Annotated in this window: 10 protein-coding genes; 7 read left to right on the forward strand and 3 right to left on the reverse strand. The window is 72.7% G+C overall.

Going from position 1 to position 17,710, the window contains the following annotated elements:
* Positions 1-77: 77 nt before the first annotated feature.
* Complete coding sequence (locus WMF33_RS01460) at positions 78-1,130, forward strand: protein-glutamine glutaminase family protein (protein WP_437335460.1); 1,053 nt, start codon at positions 78-80, stop codon at positions 1,128-1,130.
* A gap of 125 nt (positions 1,131-1,255) precedes the next feature.
* Here the strand turns inward: WMF33_RS01460 and WMF33_RS01465 are convergent, their stop codons facing one another.
* A complete protein-coding gene (locus WMF33_RS01465) occupies positions 1,256-2,095 on the reverse strand; it encodes a class I SAM-dependent methyltransferase (RefSeq protein WP_437335461.1) in 840 nt (279 codons plus the stop codon).
* 71 nt (positions 2,096-2,166) lie between these two features.
* Here WMF33_RS01465 and WMF33_RS01470 point away from each other — a divergent pair, with 71 nt between their 5' ends.
* The 6 genes from WMF33_RS01470 to WMF33_RS01495 all read left to right on the forward strand — a co-directional run bounded on the left by WMF33_RS01470 (position 2,167) and on the right by WMF33_RS01495 (position 15,820).
* Positions 2,167-6,153: a serine/threonine-protein kinase gene (locus tag WMF33_RS01470; protein WP_437335462.1), complete on the forward strand. Its 3,987-nt coding sequence runs from the start codon at positions 2,167-2,169 to the stop codon at positions 6,151-6,153.
* The gene (locus WMF33_RS01475; protein WP_437335463.1) at positions 6,122-7,441 is read left to right on the forward strand and encodes a hypothetical protein; all 1,320 of its coding nucleotides are present in this window, start codon (positions 6,122-6,124) and stop codon (positions 7,439-7,441) included. Before WMF33_RS01470 ends, WMF33_RS01475 begins: the two co-directional genes overlap by 32 nt.
* Complete coding sequence (locus WMF33_RS01480; protein WP_437335464.1) at positions 7,441-10,278, forward strand: NAD(P)-binding protein; 2,838 nt, start codon at positions 7,441-7,443, stop codon at positions 10,276-10,278. The genes WMF33_RS01475 and WMF33_RS01480 overlap by 1 nt, the downstream gene beginning before the upstream one ends.
* 155 nt (positions 10,279-10,433) lie before the next feature.
* Positions 10,434-13,517, forward strand: coding sequence for a hypothetical protein (locus WMF33_RS01485; protein ID WP_437335465.1), 3,084 nt, complete (start codon positions 10,434-10,436; stop codon positions 13,515-13,517).
* Positions 13,517-14,158 carry a peptidoglycan-binding protein gene (locus WMF33_RS01490; protein ID WP_437335466.1) on the forward strand — a complete coding sequence of 214 codons (642 nt, stop codon included), beginning with the start codon at positions 13,517-13,519 and terminating at the stop codon, positions 14,156-14,158. The genes WMF33_RS01485 and WMF33_RS01490 overlap by 1 nt, the downstream gene beginning before the upstream one ends.
* Before the next feature lie 180 nt (positions 14,159-14,338).
* Entirely contained in the window at positions 14,339-15,820 is a 1,482-nt protein-coding gene (locus WMF33_RS01495) for a ferritin-like domain-containing protein (RefSeq protein WP_437335467.1), read from the forward strand.
* A gap of 29 nt (positions 15,821-15,849) precedes the next feature.
* On the opposite strand, the gene WMF33_RS01500 is transcribed toward WMF33_RS01495, so the two are convergent.
* Together WMF33_RS01500 and WMF33_RS01505 are read right to left on the reverse strand one after the other, a co-directional pair.
* Entirely contained in the window at positions 15,850-16,830 is a 981-nt protein-coding gene (locus WMF33_RS01500) for a 2-dehydropantoate 2-reductase (protein ID WP_437335468.1), read from the reverse strand.
* Positions 16,831-17,052: 222 nt separating this feature from the next.
* On the reverse strand, positions 17,053-17,607 hold the full coding sequence (locus WMF33_RS01505; RefSeq protein WP_437335469.1) for an RICIN domain-containing protein: 555 nt from the start codon (positions 17,605-17,607) through the stop codon (positions 17,053-17,055).
* Between the last annotated feature and the right edge of the window lie 103 nt (positions 17,608-17,710).

Consider the following 17,710-nt stretch of genomic DNA (forward strand, 5'->3'; position numbering starts at 1 on the left):
CGTGTCGCGCATGCAGGGAGAGTGAATCGATGAGACCGTCATATCTTGCCTTGGCGAAATTGTTCTGTGTCGCGGCAATGGCCCTTGGCCCCGTGGCCTGCGGCGGCGACGAGGGCGACGATGCCGCGCCGGATCTCGACATCGAGCGATCCGACGGGACGGCGCCGCTCGAGGGCAGCGGGAGCTGCCCGCTGCTGGACGGTCCACACTCGTACAACGAGCTGAAGGGTCCGCTCGAGAACGTGCCGGTCGACTGCGTGCCCAGCTGGACCGAGGCGCAGCTGAGCTCCGGGTTCGCCCTGATCCGCGACACGCGGTTCGAGGAGCTCACCGTGCCGTCCCAGCCCGGCTTTCCGCGGCGGATCCCCTGGCTCGACCCCGAGAACGGTTGCGAGGAGCGGGCCCCGGCGGCGACCTACTTCCTCCACGAGGCGAATTACCCGACGCCCTGGTATGCCAGGGTGACCGGGAATCTGACCTTGCAGACCGAGAACGAGCCGGACGGAGAGGTGTCGTGGAGCCACCACGTCGCGCCCGTGGTCCGGGTCGGCGGACAGCTCATGATCCTCGACCCCGCCATCGAGCCGGATGGGCCTCTCCCGATCGCGCAGTGGATCGCTCGGTTCGCCCCCGGCACATTCCAAACGGCGGTGTGCCGGGACCACGCCAGAGACAGCGGCTGCGTCGACGCGGTGCCCGCGGCGCCGTCGCTCCCCGGCATGGCGTCCGATTACGACGGGATCCGCCTGCGGCTGGTCTCCGAATGGCGCGTTCAGGAGCTGCTCGGGCGCGATCCGTACCGCTCCCTCGGCGACTGCCCGCCGTGGGTCACCTCCTGCCCCCCCGAGCCCGCGCCCAACCCGAACCTGCCGCCGAGCATCCTGCGGTTCGCGTCGGACCGCACCGACATGCCCGTCTGGTATCCCATCTATGTGATCGGCGACAACTTCGTCCCGGGCTTGACGACCGTGCGCATCACCGGGAACGGCATCGACGTGCTGGCCCCCATCTCCCAGATCAACAAGCGCAGGATCCTGATCGAGGAGGAGTATCCGTTCGGCGTCTATGAGGTGACGGCGTCGAACGGAGCGCACACAAGCCAGCCCGTGTCGCTGACGATCGCGTGGTGATCCGGAGGACCAGGCACGCGCGCCGGATCCCGGCGCGCGTGCCGCCGTCCGAGCGCGACGCCCGGCCGGGCGCAGGCGCCGCGGCGGCGCGCTGACGCGGGCTCCGGGGCGAGGCGCTGTCGCGGCTACGCGGACGCGATGGTGACGCCGATCCCCGGCAGCGCCTCGATCCAGAACACCGACGAGAAGCCCGCCTCGAGGAAGAGGCGCTGGAACTCCTCGCCCGTCCGGTGCCGGACGAAGCCGGGATCGGCGAGCATCGAGATCGGGCGCGCCAGCTCGACGAACCACGCCGGGCCGGCGTCGGCGACGAATACCCTTCCGCCGGGCGCGAGCGCGCCGCGGAACGCCCGGGCGGCGGCCGCGCCGTCCGGGTAGTGGTGGAACGACAGGCAGCAGAAGATCGCGTCGAAGTACCCCGCGAACGCCGCCGGCGGCCGCGCCACGTCGGCCTGAAAGAACGCCATGTTGCCGCAGCCCGCGCGCCGCGCGCCCTCGTGGGCCTGCTCGAGCATCCCCCGCGACAGATCGGCCGCGACGACCTCCCCCTCCGGCACGAGCCGCGACAGCCGGATCGCCGCCTGCCCCGTCCCGGCGGAGGGATCGAGGATCCGGGCGCTCGGCGCGAGGTAGGGCCGCATCAGCGCCACCGTCTCGTCCACGATGGGATCCGAGAACGGCCGCACCACGGCCTCGTACAGGTGGGCCACGTCGTCGAACGCCCGCACGCTCTCGTAGCCCTCCGGCTCGCCGGGCAGCAGCACCGGCTGCGCGTGACGCAGCGAGAGATCGGGCCCGCCGCCCCGCGGCGCGCCCGCCTCCGGCCGCTCGCCGAGCGTCGCCGGCCGGTAGAGGCCCAGCCGGCGGAGCGCCAGCGCCGGCTGGAACACGTGCAGGTTCCACGAGAGGAGCGCCATCGCCAGGCTGTGGTTCAAGAGGTGCCGCTCTGGGCTCGGCGCGACCATCGATTTTCCTGCCACCCTGCCCGCGCGACTGCGTGGACGTCCGCTTCTCCTCTATACTCTCCGACCCGCGGATGACGAGCAAGAGCGCCTCGTTCCTGGGCACCGGGCGTTTCGAGCTCCGAGCCCACCTCGGCCACGGCGGGATGGGGACCGTCTACCGCGTCCACGATCGCGAGCTCGGCCAGGACGTGGCGCTCAAGATGATGCGCCAGCCGGGGCCGGAGCAGGTGCTCCGCCTGAAGAGCGAGTTCCGCGCGCTCGCCGGCGTGACGCACCCGAACCTCCTCCAGCTGCACGAGCTCTTCGTCGACGACGAGCGCTGCTTCTTCACGATGGAGCTCGTCGAGGGGAAGGACCTGCTCCGCTGGATCCGCGACGACCTCGGCATCCCCGGGGCCTCCGTCCAGGCGCCGACCGCCGAGCGCGCGACGGCCACCATGACCCTGACCCCGGCCACCCCCGCGCCCGGCGGCGACACGACCGCCAGCGCGGCGGGGAAGACGCCGCCGCTCGCGCCGCGCGCTTCGTCCAGCGCGCCGGGCGCGGCGGGCGCGCCGCCCGCGTCCGGCGCGCTGGACGAAGCGCGCGGCGCGCAGGGGCCCGTCCCCGAGCAGGCCTGGGCGCGCCTGCGCCAGGGGCTCGCAGGGCTCGTCCGGGGGCTGCACGCCCTGCACGCGTCCGGCCGCGTCCACCGCGACGTCAAGCCCGCGAACGTCCTCGTCTCCGCGGGCGATCGGATCACGCTGCTCGACTTCGGGCTGGTCACGGCGTTCCGCGGCGCGAGCGAGCGTCCGCCGGACGAGATCGCCGGCACCCCGGCGTACATGGCGCCCGAGCAGGTCCGCCGCGGCGCGATCACGCGGGCGGCGGACCTCTACGCGGTCGGGGTCATCCTCTACGAGGCGCTCACCGGCGTGCTCCCGTTCCGCGGGACGATGGACATGATCCTCTACCAGAAGGTCCAGTACGCGCCGAAGCCCGCGCTCGCCCTCGCGCCCGACGCGCCCGAGGACCTCCTCGAGCTCGCGATGGCCCTCCTCGCCCTGGATCCCGATCGGCGCCCGGGCGCGGAGGCGTGCCTCGCCGTGCTCGCGCCGGGGCAGGGCGGCGCCGCGGCCGCTGGCGCCGCGGAGGCCGCGCCGGGGCCGCCGTTCGTCGGGCGGGCCGCCGAGATGGCGGCGATCGCGCGGGCGCTCGACGAGGTCGCCGGAGCGCGGCGGCAGATCACGGTGCACGTCCACGGCCCCTCGGGGATCGGCAAATCGACGCTGGTGCGCGAGCTCCTCGAGGCCCAGCGGCGCGCGGGCGACCTCCTCGTGCTGCAGGGGCGCTGCCACCCGGCGGAGAGCCTGCCGTACAAGGCGCTCGACGCGGCGATCGACGGCCTCGCCGCCCACCTCGAGACGCTGTCCGCCGAGGCGCTCTCGGCCCTCGTGCCCGCAGGGGCCCGCGCGCTGACCCAGCTCTTCCCCGTGCTCGCGCAGTTCCCCGCGCTCCTCTCCGGCCCCGAGCCCGCCGCCCAGCCCGACCCGATCGCCCTCCAGCAGCAGGGCGCCGCGGCCCTGCGCGACCTCATGGGCCGCCTCGCGGCGACGCGCCTCGTCGTGCTGTGGCTCGACGACGTGCAGTGGGGCGACGTCGACTCGGCGCCGCTGCTCGACGAGCTCACCCGCGCGCCGGCGCCGCCGCTCCTGCTCCTGCTCACGTACCGCAGCGACGAGCGGCAGCGGAGCCCGCTCCTGCGGCACCTGCTCGAGGGCGCGGACGGCGGCGGCGGGGCGGCGCGCACGATCGAGCTCGGCGCGCTCGGCGTGGACGACGTCGCGGCGCTCGCGCGGGCGATGCTCGGCGCGGACGGCGCCCGGCGCGCGGGGCAGATCGACGCCGTCGTCGCGCAGGCCGAGGGCAACCCGTTCATCGCGGCCGAGATGGCGCGCTACCTCGGCGCGCGCGCCGCCGAGGGCGGCGCCGGGGACGAGCGCGCGCCCCTCGACGTGGCGGCGCTCGTGATGGCGCGCGTCCGCGCGCTCGACCCCGGGCCGCAGCGCCTCCTCGAGATCGCCGCCGTCGCGGGCAAGCCGCTCGAGCGCGGCGTCGCGCTCGCGGCCGCGGGGCTCGACGAGCGGCAGCGGCCCCTCGTCGCCCGGCTCCGCGACGCGAACCTCCTGCGCGAGATCGCGGGCGACGGCGCGAGCGGCGTGGCGATCTACCACGACCGGATCCGCGAGGCCCTGCTCGCGGCCCTGCCGGCCGAGCAGCGCGCCGGCAGGCACCGCGCCATCGCGGAGGCGCTCGAGGCGCAGGGGGCGCGCGACCACGAGGCGCTCGCGTACCACTGGGAGGGCGCGGGCGAGCCCCGGAGGGCAGGGGAGCACGCGCTCCGCGCCGCCGACCGCGCGGCCGCCGCGCTCGCCTTCGAGCACGCCGCCGTCCTCTACGAGAAGGGGCTCGCGCTCTCGGGCGACGCGGCCGGGCGCGCGGGCATCCTCGAGAAGCTCGGCGACGCGCTCGTGAACCTGGGCCGCGCGCCCGAGGCGGCGGAGCGCTACCTCGAGGCCGCCGCGCACGTCGGCGGCCCGCCCGCCGCGGAGCGGGCGCTGGCGCTGCGGCGGCGCGCGGCCGAGCAGCACCTCAAGGCGGGGTTCATCGACGCGGGGTGGCGCGAGATGAGGAGCACGCTCGAGGCGCTCCGCGTGCCGATCCCCGGATCGTTCGCCGGCGCGCTCGCCGCCGCGTCGTGGCGGCGCCTCGCCTTCTTGCTCGGGCGCTCCGACGCGCGGCGGCGGGCCTTCCCCGCGGCGCTGCCGGCCGCGGAGCGCCCGCGGCTCGACGCGCTGTGGACCGCCTCCACCAGCATGTCGATGCTGAGCCCCCACCTCGCCGACGCCTTCCGGATGCTGCACCTCCGGCGGGTGCTGAAGGTCGGCGACGCCTCCACCGTCTGCCGCGCGCTCGCCTACGAGGCCTCGATGGAGACCCACCTCGGCGGCGCCCTGCTCGACCGCAGCGTCGAGGCGCTGCTCGAGCAGGTGAGCGCGCTCGCGGTCCGCACGGGGGACCCGTACGACGCGGCGTGGCGCGAGCTGGCCCTCGTCAACGTGGCGTTCACCCGCGGGGAGTGGCGGAGGACGGCGGAGGCGTGCCGGCGCGCGGACACGCTCTTCCGCGAGCGCTGCCCCGGCACGGCCTGGGAGCGCGTCACCGTGGCGATCTTCCACCACTTCGCCCTGGCGTGGCTCGGCGAGCTGCGCGAGCTGCTCCCGCGCCTGTCGGAGCTCGCGGGCGACGCGCGCCGCCGCGGCGACGTGCACGCGCTCTGCGAGGCGCACGTGGGCGAGCCGATGCTCGCGTGGCTCGCCGCCGACCGCGGCGACGAGGCGCAGGCGAGCGCGGCGGCGGCGCTCGGCCGCCAGGCGTCGCGGTCGCGCCGCTGGCCCGAGCACGGCTACCGGCGCCAGGAGTACGCCGCCATGATCGCGTCGGGCTACGCGGCGCTCTACCGGGGCGACCCCTGGGCGGCGTGGGCGGCGGTGCTCGATCACTGGCCTCGCCTGGAAGCGTCGTTCCTGCTGCCGCTGCGCGGGACGGGCCTCGAGCTGCGCTGGACGCGGGCGCGCGCCGCGCTCGCGGCGGCGGCCACGCGCCCGCGCGCGCGGCGCGCGGGGTGGACCGAGCGGGCGCTGCTCGACGACGCGCGCGCGCAGATCCGCCGCATCGAGCGGGATCCGCTCGCGGCCGGCGCGCCGATCGGGCAGCTGCTCCGCGCCGGCATCGCGCGCGTCGAGGGGCGCGCCGGCGAGGCGGCGCGCGCGCTCGAGGCCGCGATCGCGGGGTTCGATCGGCTGGAGATGGCGCTGCACCGCGAGGCGGCGCGGCTCGCGCTGGGGCAGCTCGCGGGGGGCAGCGCGGGGGCCGCGCAGATCCGGCGCGTCGAGGCGTGGATGGCGGCGCAGGGGGTGGCGCGGCCGCGGGCGCTCGCGGCGGCCGTGGCGCCGGGGCTCGATCTCTCACCGGAAGGAAGGACCCATGCAGCAGCGACACACCGATCCGCGCCGTAGGCCCGTGCAGGCGCCCGTGCACCTCTTCGACGGCGGCGAAGGGCGCGCGCCGGAGGCCGCGCCCGCGCCGCGCCCGGAGGCCCCCGCTCCTCCCGCGCTGGAGCGGGCGCTCGGCGCCTTCCGGAGCGACGGCGTGAAGGCGAGGGCGGCCAGCTTCGCGGCCGACCTCGAGCCGCCCAGGCTCCGCCGCGCGCTCAACGACCCGGATCTCTTCCCGGACGAGGGCGGCGCGCCGGACGACCCCCAGGCGATCGCCGGCCTCCTCCTCGACCGGGCGCGGGACGGCGGCCGCCTCGCCCGCGCCTTCGAGCACGGCGCCTACCGCCGCTTCGACGCGTCCGCGGGCGAGGCGTGGGCGCGCGCCGTCGCCGAGCACCTGACGGGCGTCCCGATCGCGGACCCTGCGCGCGTCTACGCCGAGGGGCGGCCGGCGATCGCCCGGGCGCTGTTCATCGAGGGCCGGGTGCCGCTCGCGGCGCTGTCCGAGGACGCGGTGACGGCGGCCCTGTGCGTGGGCGGCTGGGACGGCGGCAGGCACGGCGACATCGGGCGTGGCCTCGTGGGCCTCGAGCGCTGCCGGGAGCTCGGCGAGGCCATCGCGCCGGCCGACGCGCCGGAGCTGCTCCGTCCCTTCCGGGAGTGGGGCCGCGCCCTCTGGGATCGCGTCGCGCCGGGCGCCTGCCTCTTCTGGGCGGGCTCGGCGGCCGGCGCGGGGCGCGTCGCGCTGGTCCTCCGCAAGCACGAGGACGGCGAGCAGCGCGCGCTGCAGCTCTGGGGCACCCCCGGCCTCGACGAGGTGCGGCAGGACGATCCCGCCGAGCCCGAGGCGCTCGTCGAGGGGGCGCTGTGGACGCGCTTCCCCGACCCGCTCGAGACCGAGACCGAGTCGCTCCGCTTCTGCGGCGTCGGGCTCCTCCCCGACCTCGGCGGCGTGCGCGCCGATCTACGCCCGCGCGGGCGCGCTCGGCTGCTCCTCCGGCGCAGGTCGGACGGGGAGCTCCTCTACCGCTCGGCGTGGCTCTCGATGGAGGCCGAGGGGCTCTCGATCGCCCGGCTCCTCGGCTCGCTGCGCGGCGGCCCGGCCGCCGCCGAGATCGAGGCCGTCTGGCGCGTCCACTCCCTGTGCCTGACGCCCACGCCCGACGTCCCCGACAGCCAGTTCCTGCTCGAGTGCGCGTCCACCAAGCGGGGCCGCGTCGAGCTCCGCGTCGGGCCGGGTCGCGGCGCCGGCGCGCTCGCGGACGAGCCCGGCGCGTACCTCCACGGCGGCGGAAAGGCGGCGTTCTGATGGGCGGCGGGAGCGACGCGGGCCGGCGGCCCACCGTGAACGTCTTCGGCGCCGGGATCGCCGGGCTGACGGTCGCGCACGAGCTCGCGGAGCGCGGCTTCGTGGTGCGCGTCGTCGAGCAGGACACCTGCCTCGACCGGCACGGCCGGCGCCGGATCGCCATGGGCGGCGTGGCGCGGACGCAGTACGCGATCGGCCGGCAGGCGCGGCCGGGCGGGGCCGAGGGGCCCTGGTCGGCGCGGTTCTGCCGCAGCGACGTCGACGGGATGAGCGCCGTCGCCGAGGCGCGCGATCTGCGCCTCGTCCCGATCCACGTCCCGTTCGCGCGCGGGAGCCACGACGCGCCCGGCGGCGAGACGCGCGCCGACGTCGAGGCGCGCGTGCGCGCGCTGCTCGCCTACCTCCGCGGCAAGGACGTCGATTTCCGGCTGGAGATCACCGGCTACGCCGACGCCCACGACGACGCGCCGCCGCCCGGCCCCGGCTCGCGGCCGCTGACCAACCCCGAGGAGCACCGCGAGCTCTGCGTCGAGCGGGCCGAGGCGGCGCGCGCGCTGATCGCCGCCGCCGCGGGCGACTCCGCGTGCACGATCGCGGCCGGCAGGCAGGGCGAGCGGGCGCCGCGGCGCTCGGACGGCGAGGCGCCGGACCACAACCGCTGGGCCGTCGTCGAGGTCTGCTTCACGGTGCTCCCTGGCGAGCACGGCTTTCGCTTCTTCCCCTCGTATTACAACCACGTCTTCGACACGATGCGCCGGATCCCGCTCCTCGACGAGGACGGCAACGAGAGCGGCAGGACCGTTTACGACAACGTGGTGCCCACCCCGAACCAGGGCATCGTCAGCGGCGGGCTCAGCCCGCTCATCATGCCGCGCTCGCCGCCCGGCTCGGATCACGAGCGCGCCGAGCGCCTCGCGGCGCTCCGCACCATGGGCTACACGGCGGCGGATCTCACGCAGCTCATGCTGCGCGTCCTGCGGTACATGTGCACCTCCGCCGGGCGCCGCGCGCTGGAGATGGAGCGCATCTCGTGGTGGGAGTACCTCGAGGGGTACGATCCCGCGACCGGCGCCCGGCTCTACCATTACAGCGAGCGGTTCGAGCGGGACGCCAAGACGCAATCGCGCGTCCTCGCCTCGTTCGACGCGGTGTGGGGCGACGCGCGGACGTGCGGGAACACGTATGTGCAGCTCTTTTACAACTGGGTCCGCACGCTGCCCAAGGTCGACGGCACGCTGAGCGGCCCGACCACCGAGGCGTGGCTCGAGCCCTGGAGGGCGTACCTGGAGCGCCGCCTCGGGGTGCAGTTCATCCTCGGCGGGCTGGAGCGCCTCGAGCTCGAGGGCGGCGAGATCGTGCCCCACGGCTTTCTGATCCGCCTCGCCACCGGGGAGCGGCCCGCGGGGGACGACCTCACGCCGCGGGAGCGGGAGCTCGCCGAGGCCCTCCGGAGCGCCGATTACCACGTGGTCGCCACCGACGCGTGCTCGGCGGAGGCGGTCACCGAGCCGCTGCGCCGGGCCGGGGTCGCCGCGGGCGTCCCGAGGGATCTCGGCGGCTTCACCACGAAGGTCCGGCCGGCGCCGCCCGAGGAGGGCGAGGGGGCGCCGCGGCCGGCGGCCGGCGCGGGGCATGCGTTCGGCGTGACGGCCTGGGATCGCTTCCAGACGATGTCGGGTCTCCAGTTCTTCTTCACCCAGGAGCTGAAGATCAACAATGGATATGTCTATTACAGCCAGGCGCCCTGGGGATTGACCTCGATCAACAGCGCGCAGTTCTGGCGGCGGCGCCCCACGCTCGAGCGCGACGGGTTCGTCTCGCTGCTCAGCATCGACCTCTGCGACTGGAACACCCGGGCGCGGGAGGGCGCGGCGGCCGGGAGGACCGCGGCCGAGTGCGGCCCGGTGGAGATCGCCGAGCAGGTCTTCGCGCAGATCGTGGCCGAGATGCGCCCGGCGGGCGCGGCCGAGGCGCCGATCTACGATCCTCCGGCGCCGACCTGGTTTTACCTCGACGAGTACCTCGAGTTCGACGATCGCGGCGTGTTCACGCGCGCCCGGGTCCCGTACCTCGTGCCGATCAAGGCCGATTTCCAGAGCCGCCCCGGCCCGCCGCCGTGGGATCCGACCCCGCGGGTGGTGAGCCCGCCGCCGGCGAAGGCGCCGGATGCGGCGCTGTGGCAGGCTCCTCACGGCGGCTATCTCGTGCACTGGGGCAAGCTGGTCTTCGCCGGTGTGTACCTGAAGACCTTCACCCGCATGTCGACCATGGAGGCGGCGAACGAGTCCGGGCGCCACGCGGTCAACGCGATCCTCGACCACCTGCGGCTCGTGAAGGCGCCCGCGACGGGGGCGCCGGCCACGCCGGGCGCGCCCGCCGGGGCGCCGGCGGCCTCGGGCGTCCCCGCCGGCGCGCCCGCTCCGGCGCCGGGCGGGGGCTACGCCGGCGCCGCGCCCAAGGCGGCGCGCCACATGCGATCGGAGGTCTTCTACCGCTCCACCCCGGCCGGCGATTACTGCGCGATCTGGGACATGGAGCACTGGGAGCTGCCCGAGTTCGCGCTGGCCAAGCAGTACGACGCCTGGTGCCTGGAGCGCGGCCTCCCGCACCCGTGGGATCTCCTCGGCATCGAGCGGATCCCGTCGCTCGTCTCCAAGCTCGCCCATTCGGCCGGGGCGCAGGCGGGCGCCGGACCGGCCGGGGCCGACGGCGCGTCGCTCGACGCGCTGCTCGAGGGGACCCTGCGGATGGCGTACCCGTGGGGCGGCGCGGACGCCGTGCTGGAGATGCTGCGGGGGATCCGAAAGGCGGTGGAGGAGGGGAGCAAGCAGGCCTGAGCGCGCCAGCAGGGGGCAACGTCCAAAACGCCAGTATCTGTCAGGAGGATTCGCAACGGCCAGCCTCGGTCGAGAGAAGCGCGGTCCTGCGATCGCGTCCGCGTTCTGTGATCCCGTGAACCCATCGTGAGCAACATCGGAGCGATAGGATTGCCATGAACGTCATCGACGAGCCGCTGTGCCCCAAGTGCAAGACCCTCACCACGTTCTACGGATGCTTCTCTTGCCAGGGGCGGACCCAATGCGGTCGTTGCTTCGCCTGCACCAACCCGGGCTGCGCGCGGAACGCGCACGAGCGGCACATGCACGAGAGTGAACGCCTCGTCGGTTTCGACTTCGGATCTCCGTGGCTGTACCCGCAGGTGCCGAACGTGCAGGAGCAGTGGCTCGATTGGAGCTCCTGGTCGGTCAAGTTCGATTCGACGACCACGGAGATCCCGACCGAGAGGGACCCGCCCTCCAGCAAGACCAAGAGGGCGCGCGTCAAGGAGGGAGAGGGGGCGACCTTCGATCCGAACAAGAGATTCAAACCGGATCCCAAACTGCTCAAGGTCGCCAAGGCGGGTAAAGGGCACCCGAAGAAGCTGTCCGACAACACGCGAAAGCTCCCTCCCCTCAGCCTCGGCGTGGCGACGTGGAACCTCAACCACATCAATCAGGCGGAGGAGAAGACCAGCACCATCGCCTGGATCTTCATGCGCCATCTCTGGATCGACGTCCTGGCCCTCCAGGAGGTGAACCTCGCCGGAAGAGACGTGCTCGAGAAAGACACGTTCGTGGCCACGCTCGAGGAGAGCGGCCTCGAGTGCCGCTTCGGCCCGCTCATGCGATCGTTCTCCGCGGTCGGCCCTGAGATCGAGGTCGACGAGGAGGAGGACGAGGGACGCACGAAGGGCGAGGACGACGAGACGGACAACGAGGGCGAAGACGACGACGGCTCCCCCGAAGAGGACGCCCCCGAGGCCTACGATCCCGGCTCCGTGAGAGAGGAGACATGGTCGATCTGGGGGACGGCGCTCAAGGTCCGAGTGACGGGCGAGGGCGAGGGCGTGAAGCTCCGCGAAGTGGAAGTGGACATGGGGTGGTTCAAGACCTGGAAGAGCGTGCGGCTCGGCCAGCCGGAGTACTACCCCGTCGTCGTGCGATCCCGCATGTTCAGGAAGGCTCGCGAGGGCGACGCCTGGGCGTCCTACGACGGCAATCGCCTCGCGCCCGGGGTCCACTACTGGGCAAAGAAACCCTGCGCCCTCAAGCTGTGCGAGCTCCCAGCCGAGAAGGCCCCGCCCATCGTGGAGAGGCTCCCGCTGAAAAAACCGTCGAAGGACGGCTCCGTCTACCTGCCCGTGGCGCTGCTGGAGGAGCTGAACGAGCAGCTCAACAAGAACGGAGGATCGCCCGTACGGACCAACGCCGGCACCTACGTCCGCTCCATCAAGAGCACCGCTCGCTCCAGAGGAGCGCCCTGGGTCCGCAAATGGGTCTTCACGCTCGACCAGCACCCCGAGGTCCAATTGCTGCTCGTGCAGATGAAGCCCGCGGACGACCTGAAGCAGGTGATCGCCGATTATGAGAAGACGAGCAACACGGCCAAGCCGGACAAGAAGCTCGTTCGCCAGTTCAAGAACTATGAGAAGGCGTGCCGGCAGCTCGACGCCCACCCCGAAGGGCAGCTCGTCGCCTATCTGCAAACGCGCTTCTGGCCGGCCTACTGCCGGCCCGTCGTCGTCCACGACCTGGAGCTCCTCGATCCGCGGGGCGAAAAGGTCTCCGTCGGCGTCGTCCACACGACACCCGCCGGACACGGGCTCAAGCGACAGGGAGAGTACGAGCAGCTCGAAGGGATGTTCGCCTACGTCGGCAAGGCAGGCGGGCACTGGGTGCTCGCCGGCGACTACTACCTCGACCCCGAATCGACGGTGGTCAAGTCGACAAAGCTGAATCATTGCAAGAGCCAGCTCTTCGAGTCCCATCTGACCAACGCGAACCTCGACCTCGCGATCTCGGTCTCCGCGACGAATCAAACGCGTTTGAAGGGGAACGCCCAGAACATCCAGGACCGCACGACCCGGATGATCGTCGCGAAGCAGGAGGACGGGAAATCGGGAGAGCGGACGGTCGTCGTCCTCAACAAGCGCGCGGACTTCTTCGCGCACTCGAAGACGTTCGTCTTCCGGCAGGCGGGGATCGTCGCCCCGGGCGGCGGCCTCTTGCCGCTCGACTTCGACCATCGCGCGTTGAACTGGTGGTCGGACATCAGCGATCATTGCCCGGTTGGCGCCCTCCTCTGCACAGGGGAGCGACCCCAAGCCTGGCGCCGGTTCGAGATCCAAAAATTGCCGAGGGGCTTCAGGTCGAAGATCGAGGAAGCCTGCGACAACGTGGCGTGCATGCGGCGGGACGCCGTTCGAGGGATCAGCGAGTCGCTGGCCGACCTCTGCGAGCTCGCGAAACAGCGCCAAGCGATGAGCGACGACTGGACCGCATGCCTCAAGAGCTTCTGTGTCCTCCTCTCGTGCGTGCTCAACGATCCCGATCTGTCGGATCTCGCGCCCAAGGTGCCGGAAGCGGACTATGAAGCGTTCGCCAAGGAGTCCCAGGGGTTGACCAGCGAGTCCCTGCTGCGGTGGCTCTCGTACTGTCACGACGTCCGACGTCCGACCGACGAGCGGCTCAGGGACTTCATGATCGCTCGATTGAAATCCGATCCCATCGACGCGGGGCTGAGGGCCGTGCTCGAGCTCGGCCCCGCTCCCGTGAAAGCGGAGAAGAAGAACAAGAAGAAGGCGAAGAACGTCGGCCCGACGAGCATGGAGCTCGAAGAAGAGAGGCTGTCGGACGACGATCTCCGCAAGGTGGGCCAGGGGTGGATCGACAGGGGTCCGGCGTCCAAAGACTCGTGGGATCGAAGAGCCCGCGGGTACCTCCTCGACTGCTGGGTGGCGGGGCAGCCTGAAGGCTTCGAGAAGCTCGTCGGCGACGGCATGGCCCTTTGCAACCGCGTCCATAAGGCCAATCGCTACCTGCACCTCCTCAACTACGTCCTCGGCGATCTCGATCTGGAGGACGAGGACGAGACGTACGGCTCGATCACGCCGAGGGACGAGGAGAGCCGCTTCGAGCCGATTCCATACATCGAGGTCGGTGAGTTCCAGGCGCAGCTCCTCGGACTGCGCGACAAGTCGAAGGTGGTCTCGGGAGGCGAGGAGGAGACGGGCTCGGACGACAAGGAGAATTCGTGATGGGTTTCAAGCACGTCGTGAGGCGAGGAGAGTGCCTTTCGAGCATCGCTTTTCGTTATGGGTTCTATCCCGACACGCTCTGGAACCTGCCCGAGAACGCGGCCCTCCGCGAGAGGCGCTCGAACCCCAGCGCCCTCTCGCCGACCGAAGATGTCGTCTTCATCCCCGACAAGCGTTTGAAGATCGAAGAGCGGCCCACGGGCGCTCGTCACACCTTCCGCCGCCGCGGCGTGCCTGAAGAACTGCGACTCCGGTTCCTGGACGCGAAGTCCGAGCCGCGCGCCGGCGTCCCCTATGTGCTCGAGATCGACGGCGCGACGTTCGAGGGCGAGACGGACGGCGACGGCTTCATCGTCGTGCCCATCTCACCCGCCGCGGCGAGGGGACGGCTCCTCCTGGGCACCGGCGAGGACCAGGAAGAGCTGGCGCTCTCGCTCGGCCATCTTCCGCCCCTCGATGCGGCGGAAGGGCCGCTGGTGCGGCTCGTGAGCCTCGGTTACCTGGAGAGCGAAGAGCAGGGCCGGGAGGAGGGCCTCCTTCGGATCGCCCTGGAAGACTTCCAGAGCGACCACGGCCTGCCGGTGACGGGGGAGGTCGACGGAGCGACCCTCGCAAAGCTCGCCTCCGCGCACGGCTCGTAGCCCGGGGGACCCCGCGGATCGTCGTCTCCTGCCGCAGCGCATGACGACACATCGGGGGCCGGACTTCCCAAAGCGCTTCCCGGAGCACTTTTCGGGCGTGATTTGCGCCGACCAGCGCCGGGAAGTGCGCGATCCTGAGTCGTCCGCGGCCCCCAGCAAACCCGCACACGAAGGTCAATCATGCTCAAAGCAAGCTCGATTCATCGCGGCTTTCTCGTCCCCGCGTTCGCGCCGCTGCGCGCCTCGATCTGGGCCGCCCTGGGCCTCACGGCGTCCGCGTGCGGCGGTCACGTCACGATGGATCCCGCGAGCAGCGGCGGCGAAGGCGGGAGCGCGACCGGCTCGACTGGCACGACGGACCCCGCCTTCGTGTGCGAGGGCGCCGTGCCGCTGCTCCGGCCGGACGGGGCGCACAGCGGCTACGCCAGGTGTCCTGACGGCACGATTCACCGCGTCGAGGCCGTGGCCTGTGAGGGCTGGTTGCCGGCGTGCCAGGGCCTCGAGGACGATTTCTTGTGCAAGACCGACGCCGACTGCACGGAGAAGCCCGGCGGGATGTGCGGCTCGCATCGTGTCGACAACGTTGACGGCACGGTGTGGTTCTGCGGCTGCGTGTACCCCTGCGTCACGGACCAGGACTGCAACCCCGGCGAGGCCTGCGTGTGCACCGGCGTCTTACCGACCAATTTTGCGTTTCCGACGTGCGTGTCCGCGGGCTGCCGCACCAACGACGATTGCGCGAGCGGCGAGTGCGGCGTCTCCTTGTACAACGACGGGTGCGGCGTTGAAGTGGATCTCGCCTGCCGCGCCCCCGGCGATGTGTGCCGCACCGAGGCCGACTGCAGGGCCGGAGTCGAGCAGTGCGCTGCGCCTGACGGCGAGGGCGAGTGGGCGTGCCGGCCGTCGAGCTGCGCCATCGGCCGGCCGCTGGCCGTCGACGGCCGGGCGCGCACCGCCGGCGGCGCGGCGCGCTCCGACTGGACCTCTGCCTCGCTCACCCCGGAGACCACGGGGCTCTGCGGCGACGTGCGCGCCGCGCTCGCCGCGCACTGGCGCGACGTCGCCGCGCTCGAGCACGCGTCGATCGCGAGCTTCGCGCGGTTCTCGCTGGAGCTGCTCGCGCTCGGCGCGCCGCCGGCCCTGCTCGCCGGCGCGCAGCAGGCGGCGATGGACGAGGTCGCCCACGCGCGCGCCGCGTACACGCTCGCGAGCGCGTACGCCGGCGCCGCGCTCGGCCCGGGGCCGCTCGACGTGACGGGCGTCGCCCCGGCCACCTCGCCTGCGGCGATCGTGGCGGCGCTGGTCGAGGAGGCGTGCGTCGGCGAGACGGTCGGCGCCGCCGAGGCGCGCGCGCTCGCCGGGCTCGTGCGCGATCCGGCGCTCGCCGGGACGTACGACCGCATCGCGGAGGACGAGGGGCGGCACGCGGAGCTGGGGTGGCGCGCGCTCGCCTGGCTGCTGCGCGGCGCGGGCGACGATCTGCGGGCGGTGGCGGCGAGCGCCTTCGAGGGCGCCGTCGCGCGGATGAGCGCCGATCCGGACGTCGCGCCCGGCGCCGTCGCCCCCGAGCACGGCCTGCTGTCGCGTGAGATGATGGGCGCGCTGCGGCGGCAGGCGCTCGCCGAGGTGGTCGAGCCGTGCCGCCGCGCGCTGCTTGGCTAGCCCGGGGGCGAGCGGGCTTCGCTCGAGGATCATCCGGCGACCAGGCCGCGCGTGCGGCCGCACAGCCGCGCCAGCCCGAGCAAGCCGTCGATGGTCGGCGTGGGCACGCCGGTCAGCTTGCCGATTTCATGCACCACGGTCACCAGCGCGTCGATCTCCAGCGGCTTGCCGGCCTCCGCGTCCTGCAGCATCGATGTCTTGAACGCGCCGAGCTTGCGCGTGACCTCCATCCGGTCTTCTCCGCTCTGCGCGATCGGGCAACCGATCCTCGCGCCGATCGCCGCCGCTTCCTCCATCGCCTTGAGGCAGAAGCCGCGCACCAGCGGATCATCGAGGATCCGGTCGCACGTCGCGCCGGTGAGCACCGACACCGGGTTCATCGTCATGTTGCCCCACAGCTTGTACCAGATGTCCGTCCGGATATCGGCGCTCGCCTCGGCGTCGAAGCCGGCGCGCTGCAGCAGCGCGACCAGCGCGGTCACCCGGTCCGAGTGTCCGCCGGCCGGCTCGCCGAGCAGCAGGCGATTGCCGAGGCCGACGCGCACGAGCCCTGGTTCCGGGCTGGAGCCCGACAGATGCACGACGCACCCGATCACCTGGCGGAGCGGGATGGCGCGCGGCAGGACGCCGCCCGGGTCGAGCGACCGGAGCCGGGCGCCGGCATACGGCACGTTCTCGGGCGCGAAGAACCACCACGGCACGCCGTTCATCGCGGGGACGACGAGCGTGTCCGGGCGGAGCAGCGGCGCGATGCGCGCGGCGACGTCGGTGAGCGCGGTGGCCTTGACCGCGATGATCACGACGTCCTGCGCGCCGAGCGCGGCTGGATCCTGCGCAGCGCGGATCGGCACGCTGGTGATCTCTTCCTGGATTTGCAGCAGCAAGCCGCGTCGCTGCAAGGCGGCGAGGTTCTCTCCACGCGCGACGGCGCTGACGTCGCAGCCTGCTTTGGCCAGCCGGGCGCCGAGCAGCCCGCCGATGGCTCCGAGACCGTAAACGGCGATCTTCATGATGTGTCCCTGCAGCATACCCCTCGCTCGGCCCCTTCGTTCCGAGCTCCGGGAGGACGGCGGTGATCCTCGCGCTGCCAGGCCGCTGAGCTCGCTCGCCCTTCGTCTTTCTCCGCGGCAGCCGGGCGCGACCGGCAGAGAGAGCCGCGCGCGCCGCGCCCGCCGCGGGATGCTGCCGCTCGCGGGGCGCGGCGCGCCGGCTCTCTCAAGCGGCCGCCGACGTCACTGCGGGACCTTGAAATACTGGGCTGCGCTGACGTTGCCGCACGCTTGCAGCTCGGCCTCCACCCCCGCGGTGGTGATGCCGCCCGGGATGGTCATGCACATGCCGGGGAAGGGGTCGCGCGCGTGCATGGGCGCCAGCCTGTAGTTGCCGCCGCCTCGGTTCTGCGTGTGGAACCTCTGGCTGTCGAAGAAGCCGCCGTCGAGCCGGCAATCCTCCTGAACCAGCGGCGTGCCAGAGGCCACGCCCGAATCCAGGGCGTCGATGCACTTGTGGGTCACGGCGTTCTCGATGATGACGGCGGCCCCGTCCCGGTGGAAGATCCAGTCGGGCGCGGACGTCGCGCTGGGGGTGCAGCTGACGACCTTGACGGCCCCGCTCGAGTCCGTCGGATCGACGCCGAGGCAGGCCCCGGCAGCGGACTTGAGCTGACCTGCCGTATCGACGAGCGCGGCCTGGTCGCTGCCGGTCTCCTGAACATCGGCGTCGGTCGCGTTACCGAGACAGCCGGCAAGAACGGAGCACGCGGCAAGCATAATGATGGAAATTTTCATGGTATTCACCTTGTTAAGTTTGGTAGGCGTTTATCGACTTCTATGGGAAAATCCCTGTCCCTCTCCCCTGCGTTGCGTCGATGCGCATGGGCTCTCGCGACGC

Origin of the sequence: Sorangium sp. So ce394 (assembly GCF_051474665.1) — a bacterium.
In the GTDB taxonomy this organism is placed as follows: Bacteria; Myxococcota_A; Polyangia; order Polyangiales; family Polyangiaceae; genus Sorangium; species Sorangium cellulosum_D.

What these genes read in the sequence shown, in the direction of transcription:
- WMF33_RS01460 (WP_437335460.1), top strand. Translation starts at nt 78, where the DNA reads ATGGCCCTTGGCCCCGTGGCCTGCGGCGGCGACGAGGGCGACGATGCC.
- WMF33_RS01465 (WP_437335461.1), bottom strand. Translation starts at nt 2,095, where the DNA reads ATGGTCGCGCCGAGCCCAGAGCGGCACCTCTTGAACCACAGCCTGGCG.
- WMF33_RS01470 (WP_437335462.1), top strand. Translation starts at nt 2,167, where the DNA reads ATGACGAGCAAGAGCGCCTCGTTCCTGGGCACCGGGCGTTTCGAGCTC.
- WMF33_RS01475 (WP_437335463.1), top strand. Translation starts at nt 6,122, where the DNA reads ATGCAGCAGCGACACACCGATCCGCGCCGTAGGCCCGTGCAGGCGCCC.
- WMF33_RS01480 (WP_437335464.1), top strand. Translation starts at nt 7,441, where the DNA reads ATGGGCGGCGGGAGCGACGCGGGCCGGCGGCCCACCGTGAACGTCTTC.
- WMF33_RS01485 (WP_437335465.1), top strand. Translation starts at nt 10,434, where the DNA reads ATGAACGTCATCGACGAGCCGCTGTGCCCCAAGTGCAAGACCCTCACC.
- WMF33_RS01490 (WP_437335466.1), top strand. Translation starts at nt 13,517, where the DNA reads ATGGGTTTCAAGCACGTCGTGAGGCGAGGAGAGTGCCTTTCGAGCATC.
- WMF33_RS01495 (WP_437335467.1), top strand. Translation starts at nt 14,339, where the DNA reads ATGCTCAAAGCAAGCTCGATTCATCGCGGCTTTCTCGTCCCCGCGTTC.
- WMF33_RS01500 (WP_437335468.1), bottom strand. Translation starts at nt 16,830, where the DNA reads ATGAAGATCGCCGTTTACGGTCTCGGAGCCATCGGCGGGCTGCTCGGC.
- WMF33_RS01505 (WP_437335469.1), bottom strand. Translation starts at nt 17,607, where the DNA reads ATGAAAATTTCCATCATTATGCTTGCCGCGTGCTCCGTTCTTGCCGGC.